A 25093-nucleotide genomic window follows, 5' to 3' on the forward strand; every position below is an offset into this window, starting at 1 on the left:
TCCTTTACACAAGTTATAGATTAAGGTTTACACTAGATTCGTTTCAAGCCTTACTGATTGTTCTTTAGTTCTTAATTCATTTTCATTAAAGTATCCTAAAAATACATTTCTGTAAAACACACGCCAAATTCCGTTGCCCATCTCCAAAGCTCCGATGTATTTTCCTTGCAATGATGCGGATACATACACCCAGTTGTAAGAGCCCCATCGTACAGAGCCGTTCCTGCTTACTTTCAAGACTTTCAGTTCTGAGTCGTAATCAAAGTTGGAGATTCTTTCCGGAAAAGGACGCGTAGAAAATTCATGCACGGAAGCAGGCGTTTGCATCTCCAAAGCTTCGTGGGGTCTTACATGATTATACTCCTTTACAAAACAATTTAAACGTCTTTGTTGTACTCTTAAATCATAAGCTGAAGGTTTGGCGCAAGCAGCTTTCAAATCACGATGCATGCGCTCATGCCGTCCGTTTTGTTCAGGGTGCGAAGGATCAGAATACACCGGCATAATACCCAACTCAATGAACCAATAAGATAGCCTGGTAAATCGTTGTATTGCTTTTACAGACCCAAACAGACTACCATTATCGGTATGGATTTGTTTGGGGATACCATACTTTCTGAAAACCTTTGTGAACTCAGCCTTTGCTGAAGCCAGGTTTTCTTTATAGTGTCATAGTGTCCTTTTGCTGTAAATACAAATCTACTTTTTGAGTCAGCTATGGTTAGTGGATGACAATAGATTTTATTGCCCATCAGGAACTTTCCTTTGTAATCCGCGCTCCACACTTCATTGCAGTGCTTTGGATCAAAAATGGGGTGAATGGGTTTGACTCTTCGCAAACGTTTTTGAGGACTTACTAAACCGTGTTTTTTCAGGATATTGTGTACGGTCAAAATACTTGGGACCATTTCATCTGAAAAATCGTTATACAACAGTTTGTGGATCTTTTTTACTCCCCACAACTTGTGTCTTTCTTTCAGTTTAAGAATGTCTTCCACCACCTTTTGATCGGTCGCATTCGGATGCATTCCACGAGGTTTTCTTGAAAGTTCTCTGAGCCCTTCATATCCTTCGTTTTCAAATCGGGCTATGATTTTATAGGCAGTAGGCCTAAATATTTCAAAGCTTCTGCAAAGTTCCGCGAGCGTATATTGTCCGATACGCCATTCACAGATAAACTCTATTTTTTGTTCCATTATCGTTGTTTCTTTCCAAGGCATGGCAATCTGAATTTGAGCTCAAATTGCGACTTAAAAAGTGTAAACAATGTTTCTATAACTCTGTAAAGGATGTTTGTATATCGTACCCTCCACTTCCCTCCAGGAATCTGAAACAGTACGCCGTAGAGGGGTTTGTGATAGCGCATTTGTAATTTCAGATACGTCTTACCCTCATGCTGCATCGGAAGTAAATTGATGGTAGGAACAAATACCTTGTCAGTATTTCTAGCATGCAGGCTGACCTGTTTGGCTGGTACTTGTGTTGCTCTTTGATGCAAATACCGAGTGTTCACCCAGGCACTGTCTAGAAAGTAATCTGAGAGCTGTCGGACCAGATCAGCATCATGAGTCATGACTAGCTTACCCTGCTGCTGTGCTATATAGGGAAGCTGCTCCAGTTTTTGCTTCAGGTTTTCAGGAAAGTCTTTCAGCACTATTCTGACTTTTCCCTGTATCCCCTCCATAGCGTTGAGATAAATGATAGGCTTGGCTGACTTCATACATGGACATTTGCCCCTAAATTAAGTCTCTGCATGATCTTAGGTAGTAATACACGAGTATATCCGAATATACACGTCCGGCTTCCCGGCGAGTAATTACACGACTATGCAAACCAGAAGATGTCTACAATGTCAAACTGAGCTCAAAGGGCGGATAGATAAGAAGTTCTGCTCTGACCAGTGCCGCTTCCTGTTTAACAACCAAAAGAAGCGATCCGCTGAAATTACGATAAGCAATGTAAACCAGGTGCTAAGAAGAAACAGGACTATCCTGAAGAGCTTTAACCCGGTAGGTAAGACTACCATTCGCAAAGCTTTGCTAAGTGCCCAACAGTTCAATTTTAAATTCTACACGCATATCTATCGCACTAAGACGGGCATGGTATACTACTTTTGTCGGATGCCGCGCATTATGAATACGGCTATGCTTTTACTGCTGATGAGAAAGTAGTCCTGGTGACCTGGCAATCCTATATGAATCAGTCCGGGACGCGTAGTCTATCAATCAGGTCATGTTTAATAACCGTTATGACTGAGTCCCTCCCACACTATCAACCCATGACTTAAACCCATAAATATGAAGAGGTAAAAAATGTGACTTTTGACATTTTGGCTTTTAGGGTAAAACGCCTGATGAGGCAAGTGATTCTTGCGCAAATCCTAATAATCACATATAGATTAAGGAATTTGAATTCACCATAGAATTCATGATAAAATGTAACAAAAAAGGATTGCAGTTTATCAATTGATCGTACCTCAAAGCTAAGAATTTATAGAAATTTTCGCCTTTTTGTATGTTTGCGAGCATTGCTTCAGAGATGTTTCTTAAGGCTGGCTTACAAAAAGAAGGAATTACAAAGAGCACTCATTCTTTTAAAGAAAGCTATAATTTTTTGAAAGAAAAAAGCAAGCAACTCAAGTATCAGCATGTAAACAACAAATTTGATTCAAGTTTGGAAATAGTTTCTAGTATGACTGAAAACTTAAGGTATATCCACAAAAAAGAAGAAATTTATCCTGTTTCATTCTCTTTTCTATTTCTTTTTCCTGAAGGGCTAAGAAGCAATGCATTTAGGGTTATGCATCCGTCTAAGATATTATATTGGTGAAGATCCACGGATTAATCTGTGAGTGCAGACTCAATTTATTACATTGCTTTCAACTCATCTTCCCGACTCATCATTCTTACTCTCTACTAAGATCTAACGCTATATACTCCATCCTTCAACTTCTTCCAGGGAATCACCTTCAAGTCACGCTCTGCATGGTAATATTTGACTTGCGTAGCTGCCATCTTTTTCAGCGCATTTCTGGTAAGTACAGATACATCAGGCTCAAAAACATAGAGTAGTTTAATTTCTTCCGAAGCTTTTGGTTTATATGCATGATTCATCTGGCTACAATGCGTTACCGTCATTGAAAATTGCATTCATTGCCAGATTTACTGATATAAGATCAGACCTGGAAAGACACTCAACAGTACTTAAGTGGGAAAAATGATGAGTTAATATCCAAAAATTTTTAATATCAAAATATAATGTGTTATCTTTGTGTTAAGTTTGTTGATTTTATTTGAAGTAGTGTTCTGCTAATCATCTGCTTTTTCACTAACCAGCCCTGTTAGTTTTTTATTTGAATATGGTCCACTATAGGCATGAGGGAGGGACTCAGCGAGCACTGGTATTTACTAAAAACTCAAAGTATCATGAAAACTCCATACGAAAAGACATTTAAATACGGATTTCAACGTCTACTATTCGGCAAGACCAAAAAAAAGGTTCGTAATTTTTATGCAATACTTATCCTGCTATACATTTTTATCTACCTGCTAATTGAAAGTATTATACTGTTGTAAATAAATGATTCATTTACATGAGGTATAGGTAGTTTTTTCGGTAAATAGTCTTACGTCCTTTTGTATGTATTGACATAGACATAATAAAATGCAGGGGCTTACTTTTCTTACCGTACTCTTTTAACATTACTTCCGACAAGGCCGAATCTGTTGCTACATATAGTCTGAGAAAGGAAAAAAAACCAGTGTCGCTCTTAGCATCTGTTAATTCCCAAATAAGCATGCGATTCTGGAAATTAAAATATCATAATTTATCTGGAGAAGAAGGGTTATGGGAAGTGAAAACGTCAGCCTTATTTTTTTTTAATCATTGGGTTTTCATATTCTTAGAACTTTTAATAGTCCTTATAATCTGAGCATCATTTTAAGGGAACAAATGGCTTTGCTTTTACAATTTAAGCAAAGCCATTTGTACAATTGATGTTATTTTCTGAAGAGGCCATCGGAAAAAAGCAAATGCTCTCTAATAGCCATCATTCTGAATTAAATTCGGGTTTCTTTCAATTTCCGTGATCGGAATAGGATAGCGTACATGAAAATCCTGAGCAGACTTTCCCCTCTCAATGGCCATTTCTATGAATACCCCGTGTCTTATCAAATCCTGCCTTCTGAGTGCCTCAGTATGAAATTCACGACCTCTTTCAGCCAGAAGAAACTGCTTAAATTCCTGAGCACTACTAAAATCGTCTACCAGAAATGTCTCCACACCGGCCGCATCTCTGATCATATTCAGCAAATCAACGGATTCCTGATTCAGGCCGTTCAACTCATTCAATGCCTCTGACCGGCATAAAAGTACATCGGCGTACCTGAAAAAAGGAAAGTCATCTGAAGACCGGCTCGCATCCTGGTTGGGGTACTCAGGATATTTAAGGCTTCGGGCATTGTCTTCACCTAATACAATAGTATCACCATCAGCATTTACAAATTCAAACAGGAACGCATCAAGCCTTTCGTCTTCCGGTTCGAAAGTATCAATAAAAGCCGAGCGTATTTTATATTCAGCGGCAAATATCTGCCTGGGAGGATATTGCCACTGATAACCTCTTGGCACTACGTGGCTTAGCCATCCATCTCCAGTGTCATTATTTGGCGTATTAGACATAACCGAAACGAAAATAAATTCATTATCACGCTGGTTGTCAGGACTAAACAGCTCGGTCCTGTTCCCTTCTACAAAAAGATCATAAATACCCAAATTCATAACTTCCAGGGCTGTTGCAGCTGCATTATCCCAGTCTCTTATCATCATGTACAGCTTGGTTAAGGCCGTTAAAGCAGCTCCTTTTGTGGGGCGTCCATACTGATCTCTGGGCGGTGTCAAAGGCAGCACCTCAGCCGCATCCCTGAATTCTGATACCATAAAATCAATCATCTCCTGCTCGCTTGCTCTTGCCGGACGGTCGGTCACCTCGGTTACGCTGGTGGTGACTAAGGGTACGGGACCAAACTTATCATACAAGAGGAAATAGTTGAATGCTCTTAAAAAGACAGCCTCAGCTCTTATTTCAGCTTTCCTCTGTTCGTCACCGGTAATAGGGTCAAGATTATCAAGTACTACGTTCGCTTTAAAAATCCCGCGATATCTCCGTTCCCAATCATCTCTTAACCACTGGTGTGAACTAGTCCAGACAAACTCTTCAATGGGTTCATTGAAAGTAAATATACCTCCACTCCTTTCCAGATGAATATCGGTACATACCTCCTGAAGGGTAACCGCATCTCGGGTAATATCACTATACCTCAACTCGCCATAGATGGCATTGAGGGTTATTTCTGCATCCTCCAGTCTATTAAAAAAGTCCGAAGGCTGTAAGGCAGTATAGGTTTTTTCTTCCAGTAAATCTTCGCAGGAAGTCGCGAAGCACAACACCATAATCGTAAATAAAAGTATTGTATATTTTTTCATGGTTTCAAAATTAAAATTTGACATCAATTCCGATTGAATAGGTTCTTGCCAGCGGATAGGCAGTATAATCAACCACAGTATTTGAAGCTCCAAGTACATTAATATCTGGATTATAGCCCCGATAATCGGTAATTGTAAGCAGGTTTTGCCCTGCCAGATAAACCGTTACACCTGATATGTTTTTGTTTTCCAGTCCTGGAAAAGCATAGGCTACTCTGAAGTTCCTCAAACGTAAAAAAGAAGCATCTTCAATCACCCTACTGTTAAAATCAAAGGGACGGGAAGGGCTGATGAAGGACGGGACATCGCTATCACTATTGGTAGGAGTCCATCTATCCAGTACGTAGCGTTGCCGGTTCCTCAGGTCGTCAATGGGGTTCTCTGAGTCAATATTGGTGACATTAGCCAGCTCATATCCAAACCTGCCTTCAAAGAAGAATTCCAGTTGAAAGCCTTTGTACCTGAACACATTATTTAGACCGAGGGTAAGATCGGGAAAAGGATCACCCAATACTGTGCGATCTTCAGGCGTAATTTCTCCATCTCCGTCGACATCTCTGAATTTTCTTCCGCCCACATATGAATTAGCCTGAGTGGGAGAGTTGCTAATATCGCTCTCTGACTGAAATACACCAGCATACTCATAGCCAAAATAAGAATTCATAGGCACACCTGATTGAAGCAAAGTGAAATCATTAAGAAATCTGACCCCACCCTGAAGGATACGAGGAAGTTCCCCCAGACTAACCACCTGGTTGTTCAGTGTAGCAAAATTAAAATTGGTAGTCCAGGATAAGTCTCCGGTCAGGTTTCTTGAAACAACATTAAATTCAAAACCGCTGTTTTCGGTATCACCTACGTTTTGAAGAGAGGTACCGAAACCGGTAGTAGTGGGCACAGGCAGCGCAAGCAACAAGTCTCGCGTTGTATTTTTAAAGTATTCAATGGATCCGCTGATACGGCCTTCCATAAAAGTCATGTCCATCCCGATGTTGAAAGATCGGGTCGTCTCCCACTTGAGGTCAGGATTGGCTAACTGAATGGGAGCAATAGACTCGTATTCTATACCGTCCAGTACAGCTACCGGACCTCTACCCAGCAGAATTTGGGAATTACCGTTTCCGATTTCCTGATTTCCACTTATTCCGATACTCGCCCTAAGTTTAAGATCTTCAATGAATTCAGTTTCAGGAAAAAAAGATTCATTTGAGATACGCCAGGCTAAGGCACCGGAAGGAAAATATGCCACTTTATTGTTTTCACCGAAACGGGAAGAGCCATCTGCCCTGAACGTACCCGTCAGCAAATATTTATCCAGTATGTTATAATTTAACCTTGCAAAACCTGAAACGATGGTATTCTCCTGCTTATTAGAACCCACCAGATTCTGTGATGCCTCACCTGCCCCTAAATTGTTTGATCCGAAGGCCGTACTTGAGAAATTTTGTGAAGAAGCAGAAAAGTCATTGTTGACGAATTGCTGGTAGCCAAAGCCACCTAATAGCGATAACCTATGATTTTCCCCCAGTTCCGGGTCATATTGAGAAGTAAACTCAATCAGATAATCGGTATTATCACTAAAGCTTTTAATAGCCTGCCCTTCGTTAAGTTGTCCAATAAGCGTTCTTGTATCAAAAAATAAATCTCCTTCAGTATTCCTCCGACTGTATCCAAAATTAACCCTTGCATTCAAATTACTGAGAATTTTATAGTCAATGTAAGTATTTCCGAACATGCGGATAGTATTATCAAAATCATCTATCGTGTTGGCTTGCCCAACAGGATTACTTAAATCCTGCAAACTAAAGGCATACTCTCCATTCTCATCATATATCGGATCGGTAGGAGGTAACTGTAATGCTGCTCCCACTACACCGGCACCAACATTTACGCCGAGACCGATACGCGCTGATTGTTTGTTTTCAATGCTATTATTAAAATTAATGCCCACATCTATTTTGTCACTAATCGAGTGTATCAGGTTGATTCGTCCTGAAAATCTATTGAAACTGCTGCTGAGGATTACTCCTTTTTGATTAAAATAACCGAGAGACAAATAATACTGAGTGTCTTTAGAACCTCCGGAGAAAGAAAGCCGGTGATCCTGCACATTGCCGGAACGTAATACTTCCTCCTGCCAGTTTGTGCCATTGCCAATAGCACTAATATCTTCCGGGCTAAAAGGTATTGGATCGCCTCTATCACTAAACAGGTCATTGTAAAACGCCATATATTCCTGGGCATTCATCATGTCTAGCATTTTAGTAGGTTCCTGCAAGCCTACTGAGACATTGTAATTGACTAGCAGGGGAGACTCTCTTTTGCCCTGCTTGGTAGTAATAATCACTACACCATTTGACCCTCTTGCCCCGTAGATGGCTGTAGCTGAAGCATCTTTCAGCACCTCAACTGACTCTATATCAGAGGGATTTAATGAATTCAAAGGATTGGTGCCCGGTAAGCCATCTACCACGTATAATGGTTCGTTTCCGGCGGTAATAGAATTTGTTCCTCGTATCCTAACCGAAAATCCACCACCAGGCTCAGCATTTGTTTGGGTTATTCGAACACCTGCCACTCTTCCCTGTAAAGCCTGGTCTACCGAAGTCTGGGCAACAGTGTTTAGTTCCTCACCACTCACTGAACCCACTGAGCCAGTTAGGTCGCTTCTCTTTACAGTACCATATCCAACCACGACCACTTCGGAAAGTGCCTGCACATCGGCAGCCAAAGCGAGGTCAATAGTGCTACGCCCATCAATCTTGACCTCCCGGGTTTGATAGCCTACGGATGAAAAGACCAGCGTCTGGGTTTCATCGGGTACGGTCAGGCTGTATCTCCCTTCAATATCGGTGATGGTACCGATGGTGGTACCTTTGGCCAGAATATTGACGCCAGGGAGTCCGCTCCCATTCTCTGCATCCGTTACAGTACCGGAGATCGTTTGCTCCACCACCATTATCGGTGGGGCATTACGCTGGGTTAAACTGAGCCAGGGCTGGCTGTCACTGCTCTTACTGCGGATATCAGTATTTTCAATGAAATTCACCTCCTGATCTCTGTTAGCACGGTAGATCACGTAGTTCCTGTCACCGGATTTGCGGTAGTTCAGGTCAAGCTGCTCAAGGTATCCTTGCAGCACCTCTTCCAAGTCAGCTCCTTTTGGGTGCTTGATAATCTGTACCTGCTGATTTTCAATTTGATTGATATCGTAGGTAAAATACACCTTGTGAAGAACTTGAAGGTGTTCCAGTACATTACTGAGTGTCTTAGTTCGCTTCAGTTCTTTATCGTTTCCGGCAGAAACGATAACACTATTGGCAAGACCGAAGCCGGCAGCCTGGTGTAGAGGCAGGGCAGCGAAAAAAGTACTGGCGATTGTCAGCAACCACACCAGCCTCGCAACTAATTTGAGTTTGTTTTTCATAAGAATGAGTCGTTTAGGTTGAGTATTCGTAAAAATGATTGAATAGCATTTACTTAAGAATTGTCATATTGTCATTTCGTTTAGGTTGAACATATAAAATCAGTACCGGGCTTTCTAACTCCCCTTCCTGTTGATAGTAAGGAAGTGTGACAGGCTAGCAGTTTTTGATAGGGCTGGGCCCAGAAAGGCTTACTATGCTTGTACTTTCGTATTATACGCGCCCTTTGCCCTTATACTTCCAAGGCCGATGATCGCTTTGGTATGTTGGTAGATGGGAGTAGTGAAACCAGCCCCACCCCCAGCATGGCGAGGAAGCATTGCAAGTCCTCTTAAAGAGGCCAATGAAGTCTTATTAAGTTTCCATCTGGATTTACTTTTTGCTTGATTAGTGATTCGTTGATTATTTCTCAATTTTAGAGTAGTTTATTGAAAAAGCTGTATCTAAAATTTACTATGTAGTCAATGCTGAAGAAAGGCTTGAAGTATTATATTACAAACAATAATATTAAATGAAGAGATTTGAATGATTTAATTTGACCAACACACTTAAATAAAATTAAAAGTCTGCAAAAACAGATAAATTAGCTTGCCTATTCAGTCGCAAAAATCCTGGTTTATAACAGATTTGATAGCCTTCCTTCATCCAGACTGATTGTATCAATTAGCTCAGAGCTAAGGAGGTCAATTGGTGACTATGAAATCCCCATTGAGAGCTTCGGCATAATTTAAATTGCTGTGTCAAATTATCAACTACTTTCTCTAATTCGGCTTGCCCCCCAGTACTAACGGCCAACTTAAACTTTTCTGTAGATAGTACTTCCATAACCAGTGACATGTTGATAATGCGGGAACAACCTGAATTAGACTTTTGGCATCAATGACTGGAGGCTTTAGTTGTTAAAGGCAGGCTTTATTTGTATTGCTCATGCAAACAAGAGCTTCTTGGGTCCAGCCGTACTGCTTATCTTTTGGCAAAACAAGCAGATATGGTCTCTATCAGGCCTTTTCTATACTATTGGTTGCGCTACCACATCACATCATTGTCAACAGGCTTAACGACTGGCAGTTCAGGCAGGGTAAGCACTATAAATCCTTTTGAATTTGAGTTTTTCTGAAGCCATACGATCCGAAAGGAGCATTGTAGCAGTAGCTGCCTATATTCCAGTAAAACCCAGATCATTACTAACAACCACAATGATATTAGGTGGATCAGTAGATGGTTGGATATGTTCACGTTAACACCCTATGAACTAAACAAAACAAACGATGAAACAAATACTATTTTCAGCATTGGAAATGGATGTGTGATGAAAAATAACAGCGCTGATAAGTGTAGATAGAATGTGCCCACACTTTGTATGCAGGCACATTTTGAGGTTAATCATTACCAGTTAGGGTTTTGGCTTAGATTAGGATTGAGTTCTCTTTCTCTTTGCGGAATTGCCCAGAGATAATCTCTTTCTGCATTAAAATTACGATCTACTCCGGTTAATTCTACCTGTTTTACTTGTCCGTCTTCTACATAACGCATCCCTTTGGGTATGCCCTGCATCACTTCATCAGCAATTTGCCACCTGCGAATATCAAAAAGCCTCAAGCCCTCAAAAGCCAATTCTACTGCTCTCTCTTTTCTTACAGCTTCCCGCATTTCTGACTGGCTAGAAGCTTCACTCTGCGTAAGGAGAGGCATTTCTACTCCGGGACGCTGGCGTACTGTATTGATGGCATCATAAACAGACTGGTCAATTTCTCCCAACTCAATTTTAGCTTCAGCATATGTAAGCAAAACTTCTGCATAACGAAGGATAATGATATTCAGTCCAGAGTTGGAAGGATTCTCAAAATCTTCTTCATCCACATATTTACGAACATTAAAACCTGTGGAAGTGGCATATACTGTTTCACCTACTGGATCTGAACCTCCTCCTCCGGGAGTAGGATCATAAATATCTCCATCAGGAAGCTCAATACCTTTTACAAAAATAGAATACTTCAGGCGAGGGTCCCGGTTTTCATAGGGGTTGAAGGGGTCAAATCCACTACCCGCCTCATCTATTGCTTTACCATTTGACATCTCATACATATCTACCATTTTTGAGGTAGGCACATACTGACTGCCATTACTACCCCCAATCTGACTCCAGGGTGCTAAAACAGTGTATATATTATGTGTGTTGATTCCCCCTGCATATTGCCTGTCTAAAATAACTTCTTCATTCCCTTCACCTTCATACTGAAACATATCATAATAGGAAGAATATAAGCTATAAACACCGCTATCCATAACTCTGCTGGCAGCTTCGGCTGCTTCATCAAATCTTCCTGCAAACAACATGGCACGGGCCTTCAGCGCATTGGCTGCACCTTTACTTACCCTGGCACCATTTTCTAATGGAAGCCACTCTGCAGCCTGATCTAATTCTTCAGCAATAAAATTCCAGATCTCAGCCACCGGGGTACGATCTACTGTACGACCTTCTTCTATACCGATTCCAGTAGTGATCAGGGGTACGTCACCGTACAGCATAGCCAACTTTATATAATGATAAGCGCGGATAGTCATTACTTCCCCTTTCAGGCGGTTGATGACTTCAGGATCTGCATTTTCTACCCGATCTACATTATCCATAAAATCATTTGTTCTGCGAATCGCAGTATAGGCTGCATCCCATTCATTTAAAAACCTACCATTATCGGCAGCAATTAAACCTCTCTCTATCTCCAGATCTGAAGAAAAAGGCCTGTTGGAATGTAATAAGTCCGTTATTCCATCATATGTGACCAGATTCAATCCGTCAAGGGTTGGATACACAGCGTTGGCGGCAAATTCAGCATCACTTTCAGTTTCCCAGAAAATATCAGAAGATACCCTGTCATTAGGAATGGTTTCCAATAAATCTGGCTGACAACCTAGGGTTAAGAGTAAGATAAATAAGTTTGAAAATATATATTTGATATGTAACATAACTAATCTCGTTTTAGGTTAAAAGCTTAGATTTACTCCAAGTGTGTAGGTTCTTACCTGGGGATAATACTGGGCCCTACCTGAGGGTACTTCAGGATCAATGTCCCATTCATTCAGGTCAGAAATGGTTAGCACATTAGTTACTCCCGCATAAATTCTGGCGTTGCTGAGGAAAATAGTATTCATTACTGAAGATGGTACCCTATAGGACAAAGTGACATTCTTAAGCCTTAAATAATCAGAATCAATAACGGTAAGATCTGATGTTTGTCGGTTTTTGGTGTTTCCTTTTATTGGTCTGGGGAATCGGGCACCCGTATTATCAGGTGTCCAGTAATCGGCATATATGGCATGAGTAAATGCTTCATAAGTCGCCTGATGGTTCCACGCTCCTCCTAACATAACCTTATGGCCCGCTGCTCCCTGCCATTGGGTAAATAGTTCAAAATTCTTATAGGAGAAATTAGTTGACATCCCATAATTAAAACGAGGAAAACTTCTGCCGATGAAAGTTCTGTCATCGGGATTAAGTACGCCATCTCCATTCCGATCTACATATTTCACATCTCCCGGCATAGGGTTGGGCGCTAAAGTTGGATAATTGTCAGCCTCCTGCTGACTCTGGAAGAAACCATCAGTAAGATAGCCCCAATGCGCATTGACGGGTAAACCTTTTTGTACAATAAAAGTAGGGTTAGGAGAAGCCCCGCTTATATAGGGACCTGTCCCCACAAGATCCACTACTTCATTTTGATTGTCACTGAAATTAAGCCCTATATCATAGGTGAATTCATTTCCCCCCCGATAATTGGCTGAAATCTCATAGCCTTTGTTCAGTACAACTCCTGCATTCTGAGGAGGCGCTCCCAAACCAACTACACTAGGTATTGGAAGATTTAACAGTATATCCTCTGTCCTTTTATTGTAATAATCAAAACTAAAAAGAATACGATCATCCAAAACACCTACATCTAAACCTACATTAGACTGAAGAGTAGTTTCCCAGCTTAGGTTCTGATTGGCAAAGTTCTGTTGTGCATACCCTACTACCGGTTCACCATTGAAAGAATAGTTGATTGCTGAAAAGGTCTCATAAAAAGAATATAAGCCTACGGCCTGATTTCCTGTCGCCCCATATGAACCTCTTAATTTCAATTCATTGATATAGGGTTCCAATCCGTCCCAGAAAGCTTCTTCAGAAAGCCGCCAGCCTGCTGAAAATGAAGGGAAGAAACTATAGCGATTACCTTCACTAAAACGGGAAGAGCCGTCATATCTGGCATTCAACTCTAGCAGGTATTTGTTGGCATAACTATAATTAAGACGAGCAAAATAAGACCTGAGCCCATATTCCGCATCATAACCAGTAGCATCACGATTCTCAGTAGACCCCTGATTCAATGATCTAACCTCATTATTATAAAAGTCCTGGCGATATCCTTGAAGTTCGTTATAAGTGTTGTCAATGCTAGAATAACCTAGTAAGGCTGAGATACCATGCTGACCAAATTCCTTATTGTAACGAAGCAGGCTGTTTAGTGTAAATTCTTTTAAGTTTCTCCTGATTTCGGTAAGAGAGTTGATTTGTTTTTGGACAAAACGGCCGGTTACAGGATCACGGTTAGCGTATTTGTTGCTATAGTTTTTGATCTGTGTACTGGAATAGCGCAAAGCATATTGGGTGGAGAAGTTAAGTCCGGGAAAAATCTCATACTCTCCTTTGATGCTTCCTATCAGATAATCTTCAAGTCTCTGTTGATCACCTGTAATTTCAGCAAATAGTAATGGATTATTAACCTGAGGTCCTAAGCCGTATTCTCCGGTTTCATATTTAGGCCAAGAAAACTTAGTGGCATGGAGCATATATTGAAATATCTTGGTCTCTCCATCTCCAGGCATATGTGATTCACCGTTACGATAATTCAGATCAGCACTAAATTTTAGTTTATCGGTTGCTGTATAATCTGTATTTAGCCGGAACTCATTGATCTTATCACTAAAATTCGGTGCAATTCCATCTATACTCTGATGGCGCACGCTCATACGGGCTTTGATCGTTTCATTGCCCCCATTTACTGCCAGCGTGTGATTTTGCTGGGGGGCGACTTCCAGAATTCCTAATTCATCTCTACGCCACCACGGAAACGGTAGTGGGTATTCCGGACTGGGAGCATTGTCTACATACTCCTGAATGTATTCTTGAGTATATGGCGCAGTCCTTCCCGCATTTAAATGCGCTACATTTTCTAACCTTAGATAAGATTCCAGATCCAAGTGTTCCGGACGGTTCATGGCATCCTGCAGTGCATAATAACCATCATATGTGATATTTACTTTTCCGGCTTCTCCCCGCTTGGTGGTAATGAGAATGACCCCATTGGCAGCACGAGAACCATAAATGGCGGTAGATGCTGCATCTTTCAATACTGATACACTCTCTATGTCATTTGGATTGATATCTGACAAACGTTGTTCAATGCCATCTACAATAATAAGTGGATTATTTTTACTATCATCTCCCAGGGTAGTCACTCCTCTGATTCTGATATTAGCAGTAGAATTACCGGGAGCGCCTCCCTGATCCAATACTGTTACACCAGGAGCAAATCCCTGTAAAGATTGTTGTATGTTAGCCACCGGACGACTCTCAATATTTTCATTGCTTATTTGTGCAACAGAATTGGTCATACTCACTTTCTTCTGTGTACCATACCCTACTACTACTACTTCCTTTAGGCTTTGTACATCCTCTACCAAAACCACATCTATTGAAGAACGACCATTGACAGCAACCTCCTTAGATAAATACCCGATAGATGAGAATACCAAAGTATCATTATCATTGGGTACGTTAACGTTGTAGTTACCAGAAACATCTGTAACCGTGCCTAAAGTGCTTCCTTTTACTAATACATTTACACCTGGCAGCCCTGATGCGTCTCCTTCAGCAGTAACTTTACCGCTTACCTGTAGTAGACTTCTGGAAGCTTCCAGTGCTACTTCTACTCCTACATCACCTTCTTTTTTGCTGACAATAATACTATTATTCAGCCGCATAAATTCAAGGCCATAATCACGAGAAACACTTTTTAGCACTTCTCCCAGTGGAGAATTCTGGGCTTGTAGCGAGATTTTTTTCTGATCATTTACCTGACCTTGGGCATACGTAAATTTGAGTTCAGTGATTTTTGTAATCTCAGCAAAAGCCTCTTCCAAAGTGACTTTTTCCAGATGAAAGCTGATATACATTTCATCAATACTAATTGACTCTTTAGGCTCAGTTTTACTTTCGGAGGCCATTAGCCTTAAAGAAAGTAAACAGTGCATAAGGAGAATCAAGAACAGTAGTTTTGATGTGAACAAGTTTAAGTGTGGTAGTTTTTGTTTCATAGAATATATTAGTTTTAAAAGAAAAAAATATTTGTAATTATGTTATGACCGGTAGTTTGCAAAATAGTCTTTTTGCGTCCTATAAAAGTGGCCGAAGGCTTAGCCTTAGTTTTTAAATTTGGAGTTATGATTACTCCTAATGAAGTTGTCTACTGATACAAAAAAATAAAAAAATGTTTTATACTGAAACAGTTATACACTTTTTCAATCCCATATGATTGGAAACGTAACAGAAATGATTGCTTTTGGGTAATACATTTATACTAGTTCTTCCTGAAAAAGGATTCCCCTGTGTACCGGTAATAATGCATGCTTTAGAATTCACAACTAAGGAAAAAAACTTTGACCTTCTTTTTCCAGGAAAGTCACTAAGCCTCGTCCAAGCGTCATTTCCAGGAGCGTACTCCCAAAAATCTTTATACCATTTATTATATTCATTACCTCCATCCAGCCTTACATTTCTTTTCCATTGATAGAAAACGGAATTCAAAAATCCCAGCCCCTCCAGGAAAATTATTCATTCTTGTCCGGTTGTTGGATAGTTAACGATTAATTGATAATCCAATGTACATTTCTGATCCAGTATTGAAAGCGTAAATTCGGATGAACCTTTTGCACTTTCCACTTCACCAGGGTTTAATGCTGAGAGAATTCAAAATCTATTTTGCTTTTAGTGACACTGAGCACTCTCACCGCTTTCTCAACCACTATTACTTTGTTTTTACCAACTAAAGTTTTCACCGGACCACTCTATATTTCGGCTATAAAATGTTTAAAAAAAAGAAAGTGACATTGCATGTATGGAGATTAAACAATTACCCTCACGTAAGTATCGGTTTCGCCTGCCAGCGATAGTGAAATTACATTACAAACCTTTTCAGTCTGCATTCTACCAAAGGAAATGAACATGCTTATTTATTGCTTTCTAACACTAAAGATAGGTATTCAGTTTTTAGTCAATTCATCTAAAATCCCCTAACATGTTGACACAGATGCAAAATATTTATGGTATTTAATACTAACCGATTTTGCTACGTATAACAACTCCCTTTTGATCATCAAGAATGTTCTTATTTGACTCAAGTAAACTACTTCGGAGAAATTGACTGATTCTAGATTTAATGTGCTTAATTCAGAACTGTTTGAGGTAGGTTAATTTGGAAATCAGAGACTGATTTCTGATGCTGGTATCCAGGAATGAGTTTTCGTTGAATACAACATAGAGAAAGCTTAGAGGAGCAAATTCCCAACTGCCCCTGATGTTCCAGCGTCCCTGCTCCGTGGCTGTATTATACTGGTAAAAGGCTGATGCCCGAATACGAGGATTGTAAGCCAGCCTCAACTCACTGGTGAGCAAATGAAGGTCCGTAGTGGTCTGCTGCTCTCCCAGCTTTTGTATGCCCTTGTAGCTATACTCTGCCGCAAAAGCGATGTGAGGAATGGGTGCTATTCGAATACCCATCTCCACTTCCTGCAATTGTCCATCATAGTAGTCACCCCACTGATAGCTGATGCTGCCGGATATTTTCTTAGAAGCGTCTGAACGATAGCTGAGCTGATAGCGGGTATAGTAATACTCATCCGGTGTCACCGCTATACCCAGCGGCCGAAAAAAGAAATGATCCCAGGTGGGTAAAATACTCCCGGTAAATTTCCCTCCATCCTGGAAGATGAACCAGATCGGAAAGATATCTATCTGAGCGGATTGAAAGGTACCATCAGAAGCGCTTTGATACATATCCAGAAAAAAGCCCGGATCCCACCGGCGAATCCAGCGCCACTTCTCACCCTTGGGTCGGATGATGTAGTAGCCTCCTGGATTATGCTGTATCACATCATTTTGAAAGATAAATCCCATGCCGGGCAGGTACTTTTCACTGACTACATTTGTGAGCCAGCCCAGGTACATATTATTGGGAAAGTAGCCAGCAAACAGGCTAGCCGCAAAGCCGATATTGTCCGGGGAGTTGTCGCGAGAAGCGGAAGCCAGGTACTGAATCGTGATTTCATCCTTGGGACGCATAAGGCCATCAATCGTAAGCGTGGTATTGTTTTGCTGGGCAAACCCAATATTAGGTTTGGCTGCATCCAGCCGATGCGTGAGCATTAGGCCGATGTTGTTCTGACGCCCATAGTTCTTTGCATAGCGCAGAACTCCAAAGTTGGCTGCTCCCTGATTTTCTGTACTCCGCTGATGTACATACAAACCGGCTAGCGTTCGTTCTTCGGTCCGGTCCGTAAAGCGTGCTCCTGCGTCTATAGGTACAGGGTCGGCATTGAACTGGGCGTTGGCCAGCCCTATCGTACGGCTGAAAAAAGGCTTGATGGCACTCACATTCGCCCCGGCATAGACGCCTGAGTTTTCCAGAAAAAACTGACGCTTTTCTGGGAAAAAGACATTAAAGCGCGTAAGGTTATTCACTGCACGATCCACATCAGCCTGGGCAAAATCCGTGTTGAAGGTCAGGTCCAGCACTGCATGTGGGTTTACTGCCCATTTGATCTCACCCCCCGCTTTAAAGTTCTGATTAGTAGTCATCTGTCCTTTCTCATCTGTCAGCCGCTCATACTGATACAAAGCATAAGGTTGCGTCCTCAGATTGACCGATGGCTCCGGAAGTTCTAAGCCCTTCAGCTGGGCTGCATAGGTCATGCGATAGGGAGAATACGCCTGTGGAATGGCTGGGAAAACAGTGGTTTCGTAATCACGGCGTGCCATCCGAGCCAGGGTAATTCCCCAGGAAACGGAATCTCCGGTAGCAAGGCGTTCATAACGCAAAGATTTAAAAGGGATGGCAAACTCGGCATAGTATCCACTGTCCACCACAATAGTGCGAACACGCCAGAGGGCATCCCAGTCATTGTCTTTAAAGTTATCGTCAAACACCTGTAAGTCCCGCTGCGTACCCAAAGGTGTGGTCTGAAAGGATACACAGTACCGTTTCAGGTTCTGTGGGTCAAGCTGTATGTACATTACATCATTCTCTCCATAAATAAAGTCCCGACGGAAGTCCTGCACCCGCACTCCTTTTCGACCCAGGCTGTCCCGGGCATAGATACCGAAGTAAAGATTTTTCTCGTCGTACAGTACTTTGACCCGGCTGGTATATTGGTAACTACCTCTCTGTCGGGGTTCCATACGGAAGAATTCCTCAGTAACAGGAGCTTTTTGCCAGGAAGGCTCATCCAGGCGACCGTCTACCTGAATGTCATCCGCGGCTTTGACCGCCCGAATTTCAGAGGCTTGCTCAGTAGGCAAAAAGTTTTGGGCATTCTGTGCATTTGCTTCAGCGCAATGCAAGAGAAAAAATACACAGCCTGAAAAAAATAGTTTTAACAAAATAGACCTGGAATAGTGCAGCATCAATTAGCATTTTTGGCTGTTGGAATTCGTCCTATCCTTAGCAGCGTCTCTCCCTGCTTGATAGGAGGCGTACCGATGATGTAGAGAATGATTCCCGGAGCGCTGGCAAAAACACCTACCGGATTCTCTCCGAAGAAATCAGTGATATAGCCTACCTTCATCCCTTCTGACACATATTCTCCTGAGGTTTTCAGAGGGTAAAAAATACCATCCTGAGGACTGATTACACTAGGCCGTTCCCTGATGAAAAGCGGTGAGTTAAGCGATACGACTTTACCCTCCATCATCTTTAGATGGCGGAGCAGGTTCGTCACTCCACCCACGATAGCTTGTACATCCTGCGTTTGCACCGCACCAAGACGCCCACACTCAATATCGGCGGAGGGGATCTGCCGGAAGAAGGCTTCCTGAGAGCAGTACAGGCTGGGTTCGTCTATCCGTTCAGCAGCTACATCAAAGACAATTATATGTTCAAACCCTAAAGCAAGCGCCATGGCTTTTCCTGTCCGGGATGCCTCGGGAAAACGCTCAGCGCTGTAGTATCCCACATACGGACGCAGGTCTTCGGGCGCATCGCCGGAGTGCATATCCAGAAAATAGTCGGAGCGGGCAATGACTTCCCGGGTGAGCTGATAAGCCATTTGTTCGGTGAGGCTGCCATCTGCCCTGCCAGGAAATACACGGTTCAGGTTCTTCTCGTCCAAAGGATTCACATAAGGACTGCGTCCTAAAAATGAGGGCAAATTGGCCAGATGAACCAGGATTACTGTACCGGATAAAGTGGTTGGGTCTATCTGTTGAGCGATTCGCTGCGCTGCCAGTATAGGCGCGTACTCATAACCATGCACTCCGGCAGTGATGCCCAGCACCGGCCCCGGACGGCTGCCATGAAAAACACTTACCGGGATGAAGGTGCTATCTTTTCCATCAGATAAGCTGATCTTAAACTTCTGATGTGTGCCCGGAGCAACAGTCTGTTCCTGAAAAGAAAAATGACTTTGTGCTGCCAGGATGTAGGGCAAAACACTTCCAAAAATTACCAATACATAATACTTTATTGACATGATGTTTAGCGCAGTTTTTCTGATTTTTTAAAAGCATTTTGACAAGCATGCTGCTCAATGCCTGAGCAGTTTTAGACCAGATTTATTTATTTGGCCTTGAGCTTTCTCAAGTTAAAAGCGGAAATAATTGACATGATTGCGGCAATGAGCAGAAGCGGCAGTACCATTGCAACCCAACCTACATCGGTTCTTTCTGAAAAGTACTCCGGCCTGAATTCCGCCCAGCTCTCCCCTTCCGCAGCTGCATTCGTAAATATTTTGGGATAGAAATAGAGTCGCATCTTTTCATGAAACTCATGGGTTTGGTCCAGAAATTCCATATGATTACCCAGACTACTGCGGGCGATGTCGTTAAAGAGTAGCTGGGCATGCATGCTGGGAATAAACAGCGCCACAGTACGGCTGGCCTGTTCACGCTGCATAATCTTTTCACGCATGCCCTCACTTTGTTCGCGCGACTCATCATCTCCCATCTGCTGCATTGCATAGTACCACAGCCAGTCAAAGCCATCAGCTGTCCAGCTGTAGGTTTTGTACTGGGGATAATGGGCGAAAAACTTTTCCATGGTCACTTCTTTATCGATATCCCATTTCTCATGATAACCGTCACGCTGCTTTACCATCGTACTCAATGCCTCCGGGACCGGGTACTGATTCGCCACAAAATTATTGACCGTAGCAGGCATGAGAAGAGCAAGCACTACCCATAACGAAAGCAGACTAAGCACATTGAAGCTGGAAGGACGTTGCATGGAAACCACCCAAAAACATAAGGCAAACCAGAAAGCCAGATATAAAATACTGAGCACGATAAATGCCAGCAGAGCCTCGTTGATGGTCAGTGATAACTTAAGTATCGCAAAGGCAAAAAGTAACAATAAGGCCGAATATAGTAGTATCATTCGGATAGAAAGTTTGGACAATAAAAAGCTTCGGACCGACTGGGACTGGATAGCCACCATACGCCAGGTATCCTTTTCCTTTTCTTCTGAAAGCAAGTCAAAGGTAAAAGCGATAATGAGCAAGGGAAAGAGGTAAATGATCACGAAGCCTAAATCCAGATTACCCGATTGCAGACTTGCCGGATTATTCAGGTCGGTATCATATTTCTGCCCTTCCAGGTTGCGAATGGTCACGCTTTGTATGCTGGAGTTCACATCCCGTTGCCCGATGGACAAGGCAGCAAGGGGGTCAGGTGTGTTGATAAGGGCAAAACGTATGTAATAGAGCAGTAAACCTATTTCATCGTTGTGCCAGTTTACATTTCGCTCAATATGTTCCTGCTGATGCCGGGTGACTTCAGCAATAGCTTTTTCCTGTTTGTCTAAAAACTGAGCTCCAATCAGTATGCTGATCACCCCCAAAGCCAGGATTAGCAGCATTGATAACACTACGGTTTTTGAGCGAATAAATTGTTTGATGAGAAGTGCGTACATATTTAAATCGCTTTAGCTTTTTTTGACAGATAAAAAATGAAACCCACAGTAGCTGCGCTCCAGACCAGCAGGGCTATGATGGAGCCCCATTCACTTTGGAGCGCCGCGCCTATGGGGATAAACTGGTACCTGAAATCAAGAAACTCCTTCCAGTGATCACTACTGATGACATGCGGCTCATCGTCCGGACCTGGCTTTTCATTACTGATCAGTTCCATTTGCAGTTCGTTCATTTCCTGGGCCAGGTGGTACCGATAGGCTTCTGCCTGCTTTTGAAAATTGATATAGGATTCAAAGTCAGTTCCTGATAGTGCCATGGAGATATTTTTAACAGCGATATAAGGATTTATCCATGCCGTAAGCCGGGTAAAGCTGTTTTGCTTTTCATAAGTTTCCAGCAGTATGTTGAGATGATTTTTATAGATATCCGCACTGATTCTTTCTCCTTCACGCATCACAAACCCACCATAGTTAAAGGGTAATTCTTCTACCGAACTCACCTGATGGACCTGTAATAGTGAATCTTTAAGCGCACTGAAATAAGGATCATCAGGATTGTGACTATCCCCCACCTTGACCATTTCTTCTTCAATGGCAGATTCAAATTCAATCTTAGAAGGGGATGCATAGAAATAGCTTCCCAATGCCTGGGTAGTGCGGGGCAAAAGAATGATAAAGAGTAACCACACGGCTAGCATTTTGATCAGAGCATCTTTGGAGGATCTGCTAAAGGCGGACACCAGCACCGTGATGATGCTGATCACCTGAAAGAAAAGTAAATAAGTGAGAAGAATGCCGGCATATCGCAGTAGCACATCTGCCATGCGTGTTCCTTCTTCTGTAAGGAAAAGTAAGAGAAAAGTTAGCAGGGCTACCGGGATAAAAAACAAAAGCGCCGTACCCATAAGCCCCAAAGATTTGCCGAACAGCACTTCTCTCCAGTTTGCGCCTTGCGTGAGGATGATCTTCAGCGTTCCGTTGGCTCTTTCTGAGGCGATGGTTGCAAAACCCAGAAAGAAGATAATCAGCGGGATGATGAGTTGAAGCAGCATGGCCAGACTGATCTCCCCAAAGCGCAATAAGCCGGTGGAGAAACTGGCTTCAGAAAAGTTGATGGTATTTTGCTTATGGGCTTCCAGAAATACCGCATTGCCCGTAAAGCTTTCCAGCCCAAAGTCAAACATGCTCAGGGCATGTTTGAGTCGAAAGGCGAAAGAGCCATAATGGGCCATCCGGTGAGGATGTTTATCCGGATTATTCTCCCAGCTTTGCCTGGCTACCTGCTGATAGTGCGTGCGAATCTGATTGTGCGTGCTATAGTTTTTCCAACCACTGTAAGCCGCATAAGCTATCATCAACGCGACTATGGCAATGATCAGATAAATGGCTCTGGATTTGAATGTATTTGACCAGAACTGTCTGGCGATAAGGAAGATGGATTCTCTTTGCATAAGGCTAAAAACGATAGGTGGCAGTGAGTATAAAATTGCGGGGGGCACCGGGAAATAACCTGAGGTAATTCTGAGCACCGATCCAGTAGGTCGTATTTAATACATTGTTGACATTCAATGCCAGCTGCATATTGGTTTTGGAAGGCTGGTAATACAAAGCCATGTCCATGAGGGTATAGCCGGGTACAGTAAATTCACGGGTAAACCAGGGTACTTTGCTACCGCTGTATTGCAGCCCAAGGCCAATGCCCAGGTCTTGCAGGAAACTGGCACCGGAAAAATCATAGCGTGTCCAGATATTTGCACTGTTGAGGGGGGTATTTTCTTTGCGTTCCCCATTGAGGCTTTCATCCTGATCTTCTATAATTCGGGCATCTATATAACTATAGGACACATTAATTTGCCAGTCTGGTATAAGGTAACCCGCCAGCTCCCATTCAAAACCACGGCTGCGGTCAGCACCTCGCTGTACCAGTGAATCCGGGAAAGCAGGAAGGTTGGCGTTGATCAGGATGTTCTTCTGGTTGATCTCGTAAAGCGCTACGTTCATCATGACGCTCCCCTCAAAAAACTCTCCCTTGGCACCCACTTCTTTTAAGTCACTGATAAGCGGTTCAAAACGTGCTGGTGAGTTAGGATCCCAGAAGAACGCTCCGGTACTGGGCATAAGGGTAACCGTATTAGACTGAGGCTGATAGCCTTCCAGATAAGTAGCATAAACATTGATTTGATTGTTTAACTCATAGGTAAGCCCCACTCTTGGAATCAAAGCCGTATTGGTAAATGCAGCTTCACCGGGAGCATCATAATTGGTAATGTCTTCAAACCACTCCTGTCTAAGGCTCAGTAAGGCAGATAACTTCCCAAATTTCAGTAGCTCCTGCACATAAATGGCATGAGTGGTCGTAAACGCAGAAGGCACAGCGATTCTGGAATCCAGTACATAATCCTCCACATTCTTGATGGTGTATTGCGGATTGTTAAGATCAAAATGCTCAACATTCTGCTTAGGTAAGGTTCTATCCCCGTAAGTGATGGTCTGATAAGCATCTATATTTTCCAGATCAAAGCTTCTGGCTACCGTGCCATCCGTAAGCAGATAACCTCTGGCTGAATTTTGTCCCCCCCCTTTGGTTTTGTGCCAGCTACTTAGGTCATATCCGACTAAAAGTTTATTAGATACCTGCCCAAGATTAAAATCAATATTGAAGTAAGCACTTAGGTTATCTGTGTTCCAAAACTGTTGCCTCTGTACAAAGCGCATGTCTGCCAGACTGGTCACGGCCTGGTTATCAAGATCTACTGCGAATGCATTGGTAGTGCGATGTTCCTGCAGGTCTTCCTTCCAGCTTTGCTTCATATAGGCCGCATTAAAGCTGATATTGTTTGTAAGCTTATGCGCCAGATTAGTCATGATGATGAACTCCTGGGAATTAAAGTAATCGTTGGTTGCGCCAAGGTTCAGGCTGATCGGGGTACTGTTCAGATCGGTTTCTCCGGCAGTGGCACCAAAGATAGGTTGCCCACGGTCTAGTGTACCAGTACTATTGCTGTAAATCATTTCTACATTGATAGCAGTTTTATCGGTTGGGGTATAGCTGATAGAAGGAGTAAACAGCACCGCATCATTACTTACCAGATCGCGAAAAGATTTACCTTCCTGCACTGCACCATTGATGCGATACAGCAGGGTTTTGGATTCGTTCAATGGGCCGGTAAAGTCCAGCGTACCTCTGATGGTACTAAAACTCCCTACGCTCATGCTGATCTCTTTCCGGTCTTCTGCCAGAGGCTTTTTGGTAACCATGTTGATGCTTCCTCCCGGATCAACGGTAGAGAAGGTCACCGAGGCTGGTCCTTTCAGCACTTCTACCCGTTCTATATGAGAGGTGATGGGTTGCAGAAAATAATACTGCCGGGTACGCATGCCATTGAGAATCTGCCCTTCTTCATTCTGACTGATGCCTCGGATATTGTATTGGTTGTAATAACTGGAGGGTGCCACTCCACTGACCATCTCTACGGCATCAGCCAGTTGGAATGCCTGCCGGTCAGCCATCAGTTCCTTGGTAATGGTAGACATAGACTGTGGCAGCTCCTTGTTTTCTATGGCGATCTTGGTGGCCGAAAAGGAATAGGCACTGTTATAATCCCGTTGCAGGCGCCCCAGCACTTCTACGGTCTGTAGTTTCCGGCTGTGTTCCGTAAGCACGATGGCACCCAAGTCATAGCTTTGGTTTTGAAGAAACTCATACGATTTCTGATACGTATTGTAGCCCAGAAATCTCACTTCCAACGCATATACTCCGGTATCGGAAAGCGTAATGGAGAAAGAGCCATTTAGATCAGTCGTAGTGCCAAGATTTGTTTCGTCATGGGCCAATGATACAGTAGCTCCGGGTATGCTATTTTGCTGCCCGTCAAGCACCTTACCGCTAATGCTGACTTGGGAAATAGATGGAAAGGAAATTAATAAAGATATAAAAAGGAATAGTAGTTTATATAGCATCGT

At 42.6% G+C, this 25093-nt stretch carries 15 protein-coding genes; 2 read left to right on the top strand and 13 right to left on the bottom strand.

The annotated features are described in order from the left end of the window. Nucleotides 1-27: 27 nt before the first annotated feature. From OKW21_RS14965 to OKW21_RS14975, 3 genes are read right to left on the bottom strand one after another with little or no spacing between them, the layout of a single operon-like run. Nucleotides 28-504, bottom strand: a complete 477-nt coding sequence (locus OKW21_RS14965) for an integrase core domain-containing protein (protein WP_277479515.1) — start codon at nt 502-504, stop codon at nt 28-30. A 53-nt stretch (nt 505-557) separates the two neighbouring features. Then, entirely contained in the window at nt 558-1220 is a 663-nt protein-coding gene (locus OKW21_RS14970; protein ID WP_277480453.1) for a helix-turn-helix domain-containing protein, read from the bottom strand. Next, nucleotides 1196-1720, bottom strand: coding sequence for a hypothetical protein (locus OKW21_RS14975; protein WP_277480455.1), 525 nt, complete (start codon nt 1718-1720; stop codon nt 1196-1198). Before OKW21_RS14975 ends, OKW21_RS14970 begins: the two co-directional genes overlap by 25 nt. A gap of 106 nt (nt 1721-1826) precedes the next feature. Between OKW21_RS14975 and OKW21_RS14980 the strand changes: the two genes are divergently transcribed. Together OKW21_RS14980 and OKW21_RS14985 are read left to right on the top strand one after the other, a co-directional pair. Beyond that, nucleotides 1827-2171 (top strand): hypothetical protein, encoded by a 345-nt coding sequence (locus OKW21_RS14980; protein WP_277480456.1) that lies wholly within the window; start codon nt 1827-1829, stop codon nt 2169-2171. A gap of 343 nt (nt 2172-2514) precedes the next feature. After that, a complete protein-coding gene (locus tag OKW21_RS14985) occupies nt 2515-2829 on the top strand; it encodes a hypothetical protein (RefSeq protein ID WP_277480457.1) in 315 nt (104 codons plus the stop codon). Nucleotides 2830-2915: 86 nt separating this feature from the next. Here OKW21_RS14985 and OKW21_RS14990 read toward each other — a convergent pair whose 3' ends face one another. The 10 genes from OKW21_RS14990 to OKW21_RS15035 form a co-directional block, all read right to left on the bottom strand. Then, nucleotides 2916-3149: a hypothetical protein gene (locus OKW21_RS14990; RefSeq protein ID WP_277480459.1), complete on the bottom strand. Its 234-nt coding sequence runs from the start codon at nt 3147-3149 to the stop codon at nt 2916-2918. An 889-nt stretch (nt 3150-4038) separates the two neighbouring features. Then, the gene (locus tag OKW21_RS14995; protein WP_277480460.1) at nt 4039-5484 is read right to left on the bottom strand and encodes a RagB/SusD family nutrient uptake outer membrane protein; all 1446 of its coding nucleotides are present in this window, start codon (nt 5482-5484) and stop codon (nt 4039-4041) included. Nucleotides 5485-5494: 10 nt separating this feature from the next. After that, a complete protein-coding gene (locus OKW21_RS15000) occupies nt 5495-8911 on the bottom strand; it encodes a SusC/RagA family TonB-linked outer membrane protein (protein ID WP_277480461.1) in 3417 nt (1138 codons plus the stop codon). 1384 nt (nt 8912-10295) lie between these two features. Next, nucleotides 10296-11876, bottom strand: coding sequence for a RagB/SusD family nutrient uptake outer membrane protein (locus tag OKW21_RS15005; protein WP_277480462.1), 1581 nt, complete (start codon nt 11874-11876; stop codon nt 10296-10298). An 18-nt stretch (nt 11877-11894) separates the two neighbouring features. Further along, on the bottom strand, nt 11895-15176 hold the full coding sequence (locus OKW21_RS15010; protein ID WP_277480463.1) for a TonB-dependent receptor: 3282 nt from the start codon (nt 15174-15176) through the stop codon (nt 11895-11897). A 1222-nt stretch (nt 15177-16398) separates the two neighbouring features. Further along, the gene (locus tag OKW21_RS15015; protein ID WP_277480464.1) at nt 16399-18630 is read right to left on the bottom strand and encodes a carbohydrate binding family 9 domain-containing protein; all 2232 of its coding nucleotides are present in this window, start codon (nt 18628-18630) and stop codon (nt 16399-16401) included. Beyond that, the gene (locus OKW21_RS15020; RefSeq protein ID WP_277480465.1) at nt 18630-19694 is read right to left on the bottom strand and encodes a succinylglutamate desuccinylase/aspartoacylase family protein; all 1065 of its coding nucleotides are present in this window, start codon (nt 19692-19694) and stop codon (nt 18630-18632) included. Before OKW21_RS15020 ends, OKW21_RS15015 begins: the two co-directional genes overlap by 1 nt. Before the next feature lie 86 nt (nt 19695-19780). After that, nucleotides 19781-21130 carry a DUF3526 domain-containing protein gene (locus tag OKW21_RS15025; protein WP_277480466.1) on the bottom strand — a complete coding sequence of 450 codons (1350 nt, stop codon included), beginning with the start codon at nt 21128-21130 and terminating at the stop codon, nt 19781-19783. A 2-nt stretch (nt 21131-21132) separates the two neighbouring features. Continuing rightward, the gene (locus tag OKW21_RS15030) at nt 21133-22581 is read right to left on the bottom strand and encodes a DUF3526 domain-containing protein (RefSeq protein ID WP_277480467.1); all 1449 of its coding nucleotides are present in this window, start codon (nt 22579-22581) and stop codon (nt 21133-21135) included. 4 nt (nt 22582-22585) lie between these two features. Continuing rightward, the gene (locus OKW21_RS15035) at nt 22586-25090 is read right to left on the bottom strand and encodes a TonB-dependent receptor (protein WP_277480470.1); all 2505 of its coding nucleotides are present in this window, start codon (nt 25088-25090) and stop codon (nt 22586-22588) included. Nucleotides 25091-25093 lie beyond the last annotated feature (3 nt).

The organism is Catalinimonas alkaloidigena (genome assembly GCF_029504655.1).
In the GTDB taxonomy this organism is placed as follows: Bacteria; Bacteroidota; Bacteroidia; order Cytophagales; family Cyclobacteriaceae; genus Catalinimonas; species Catalinimonas alkaloidigena.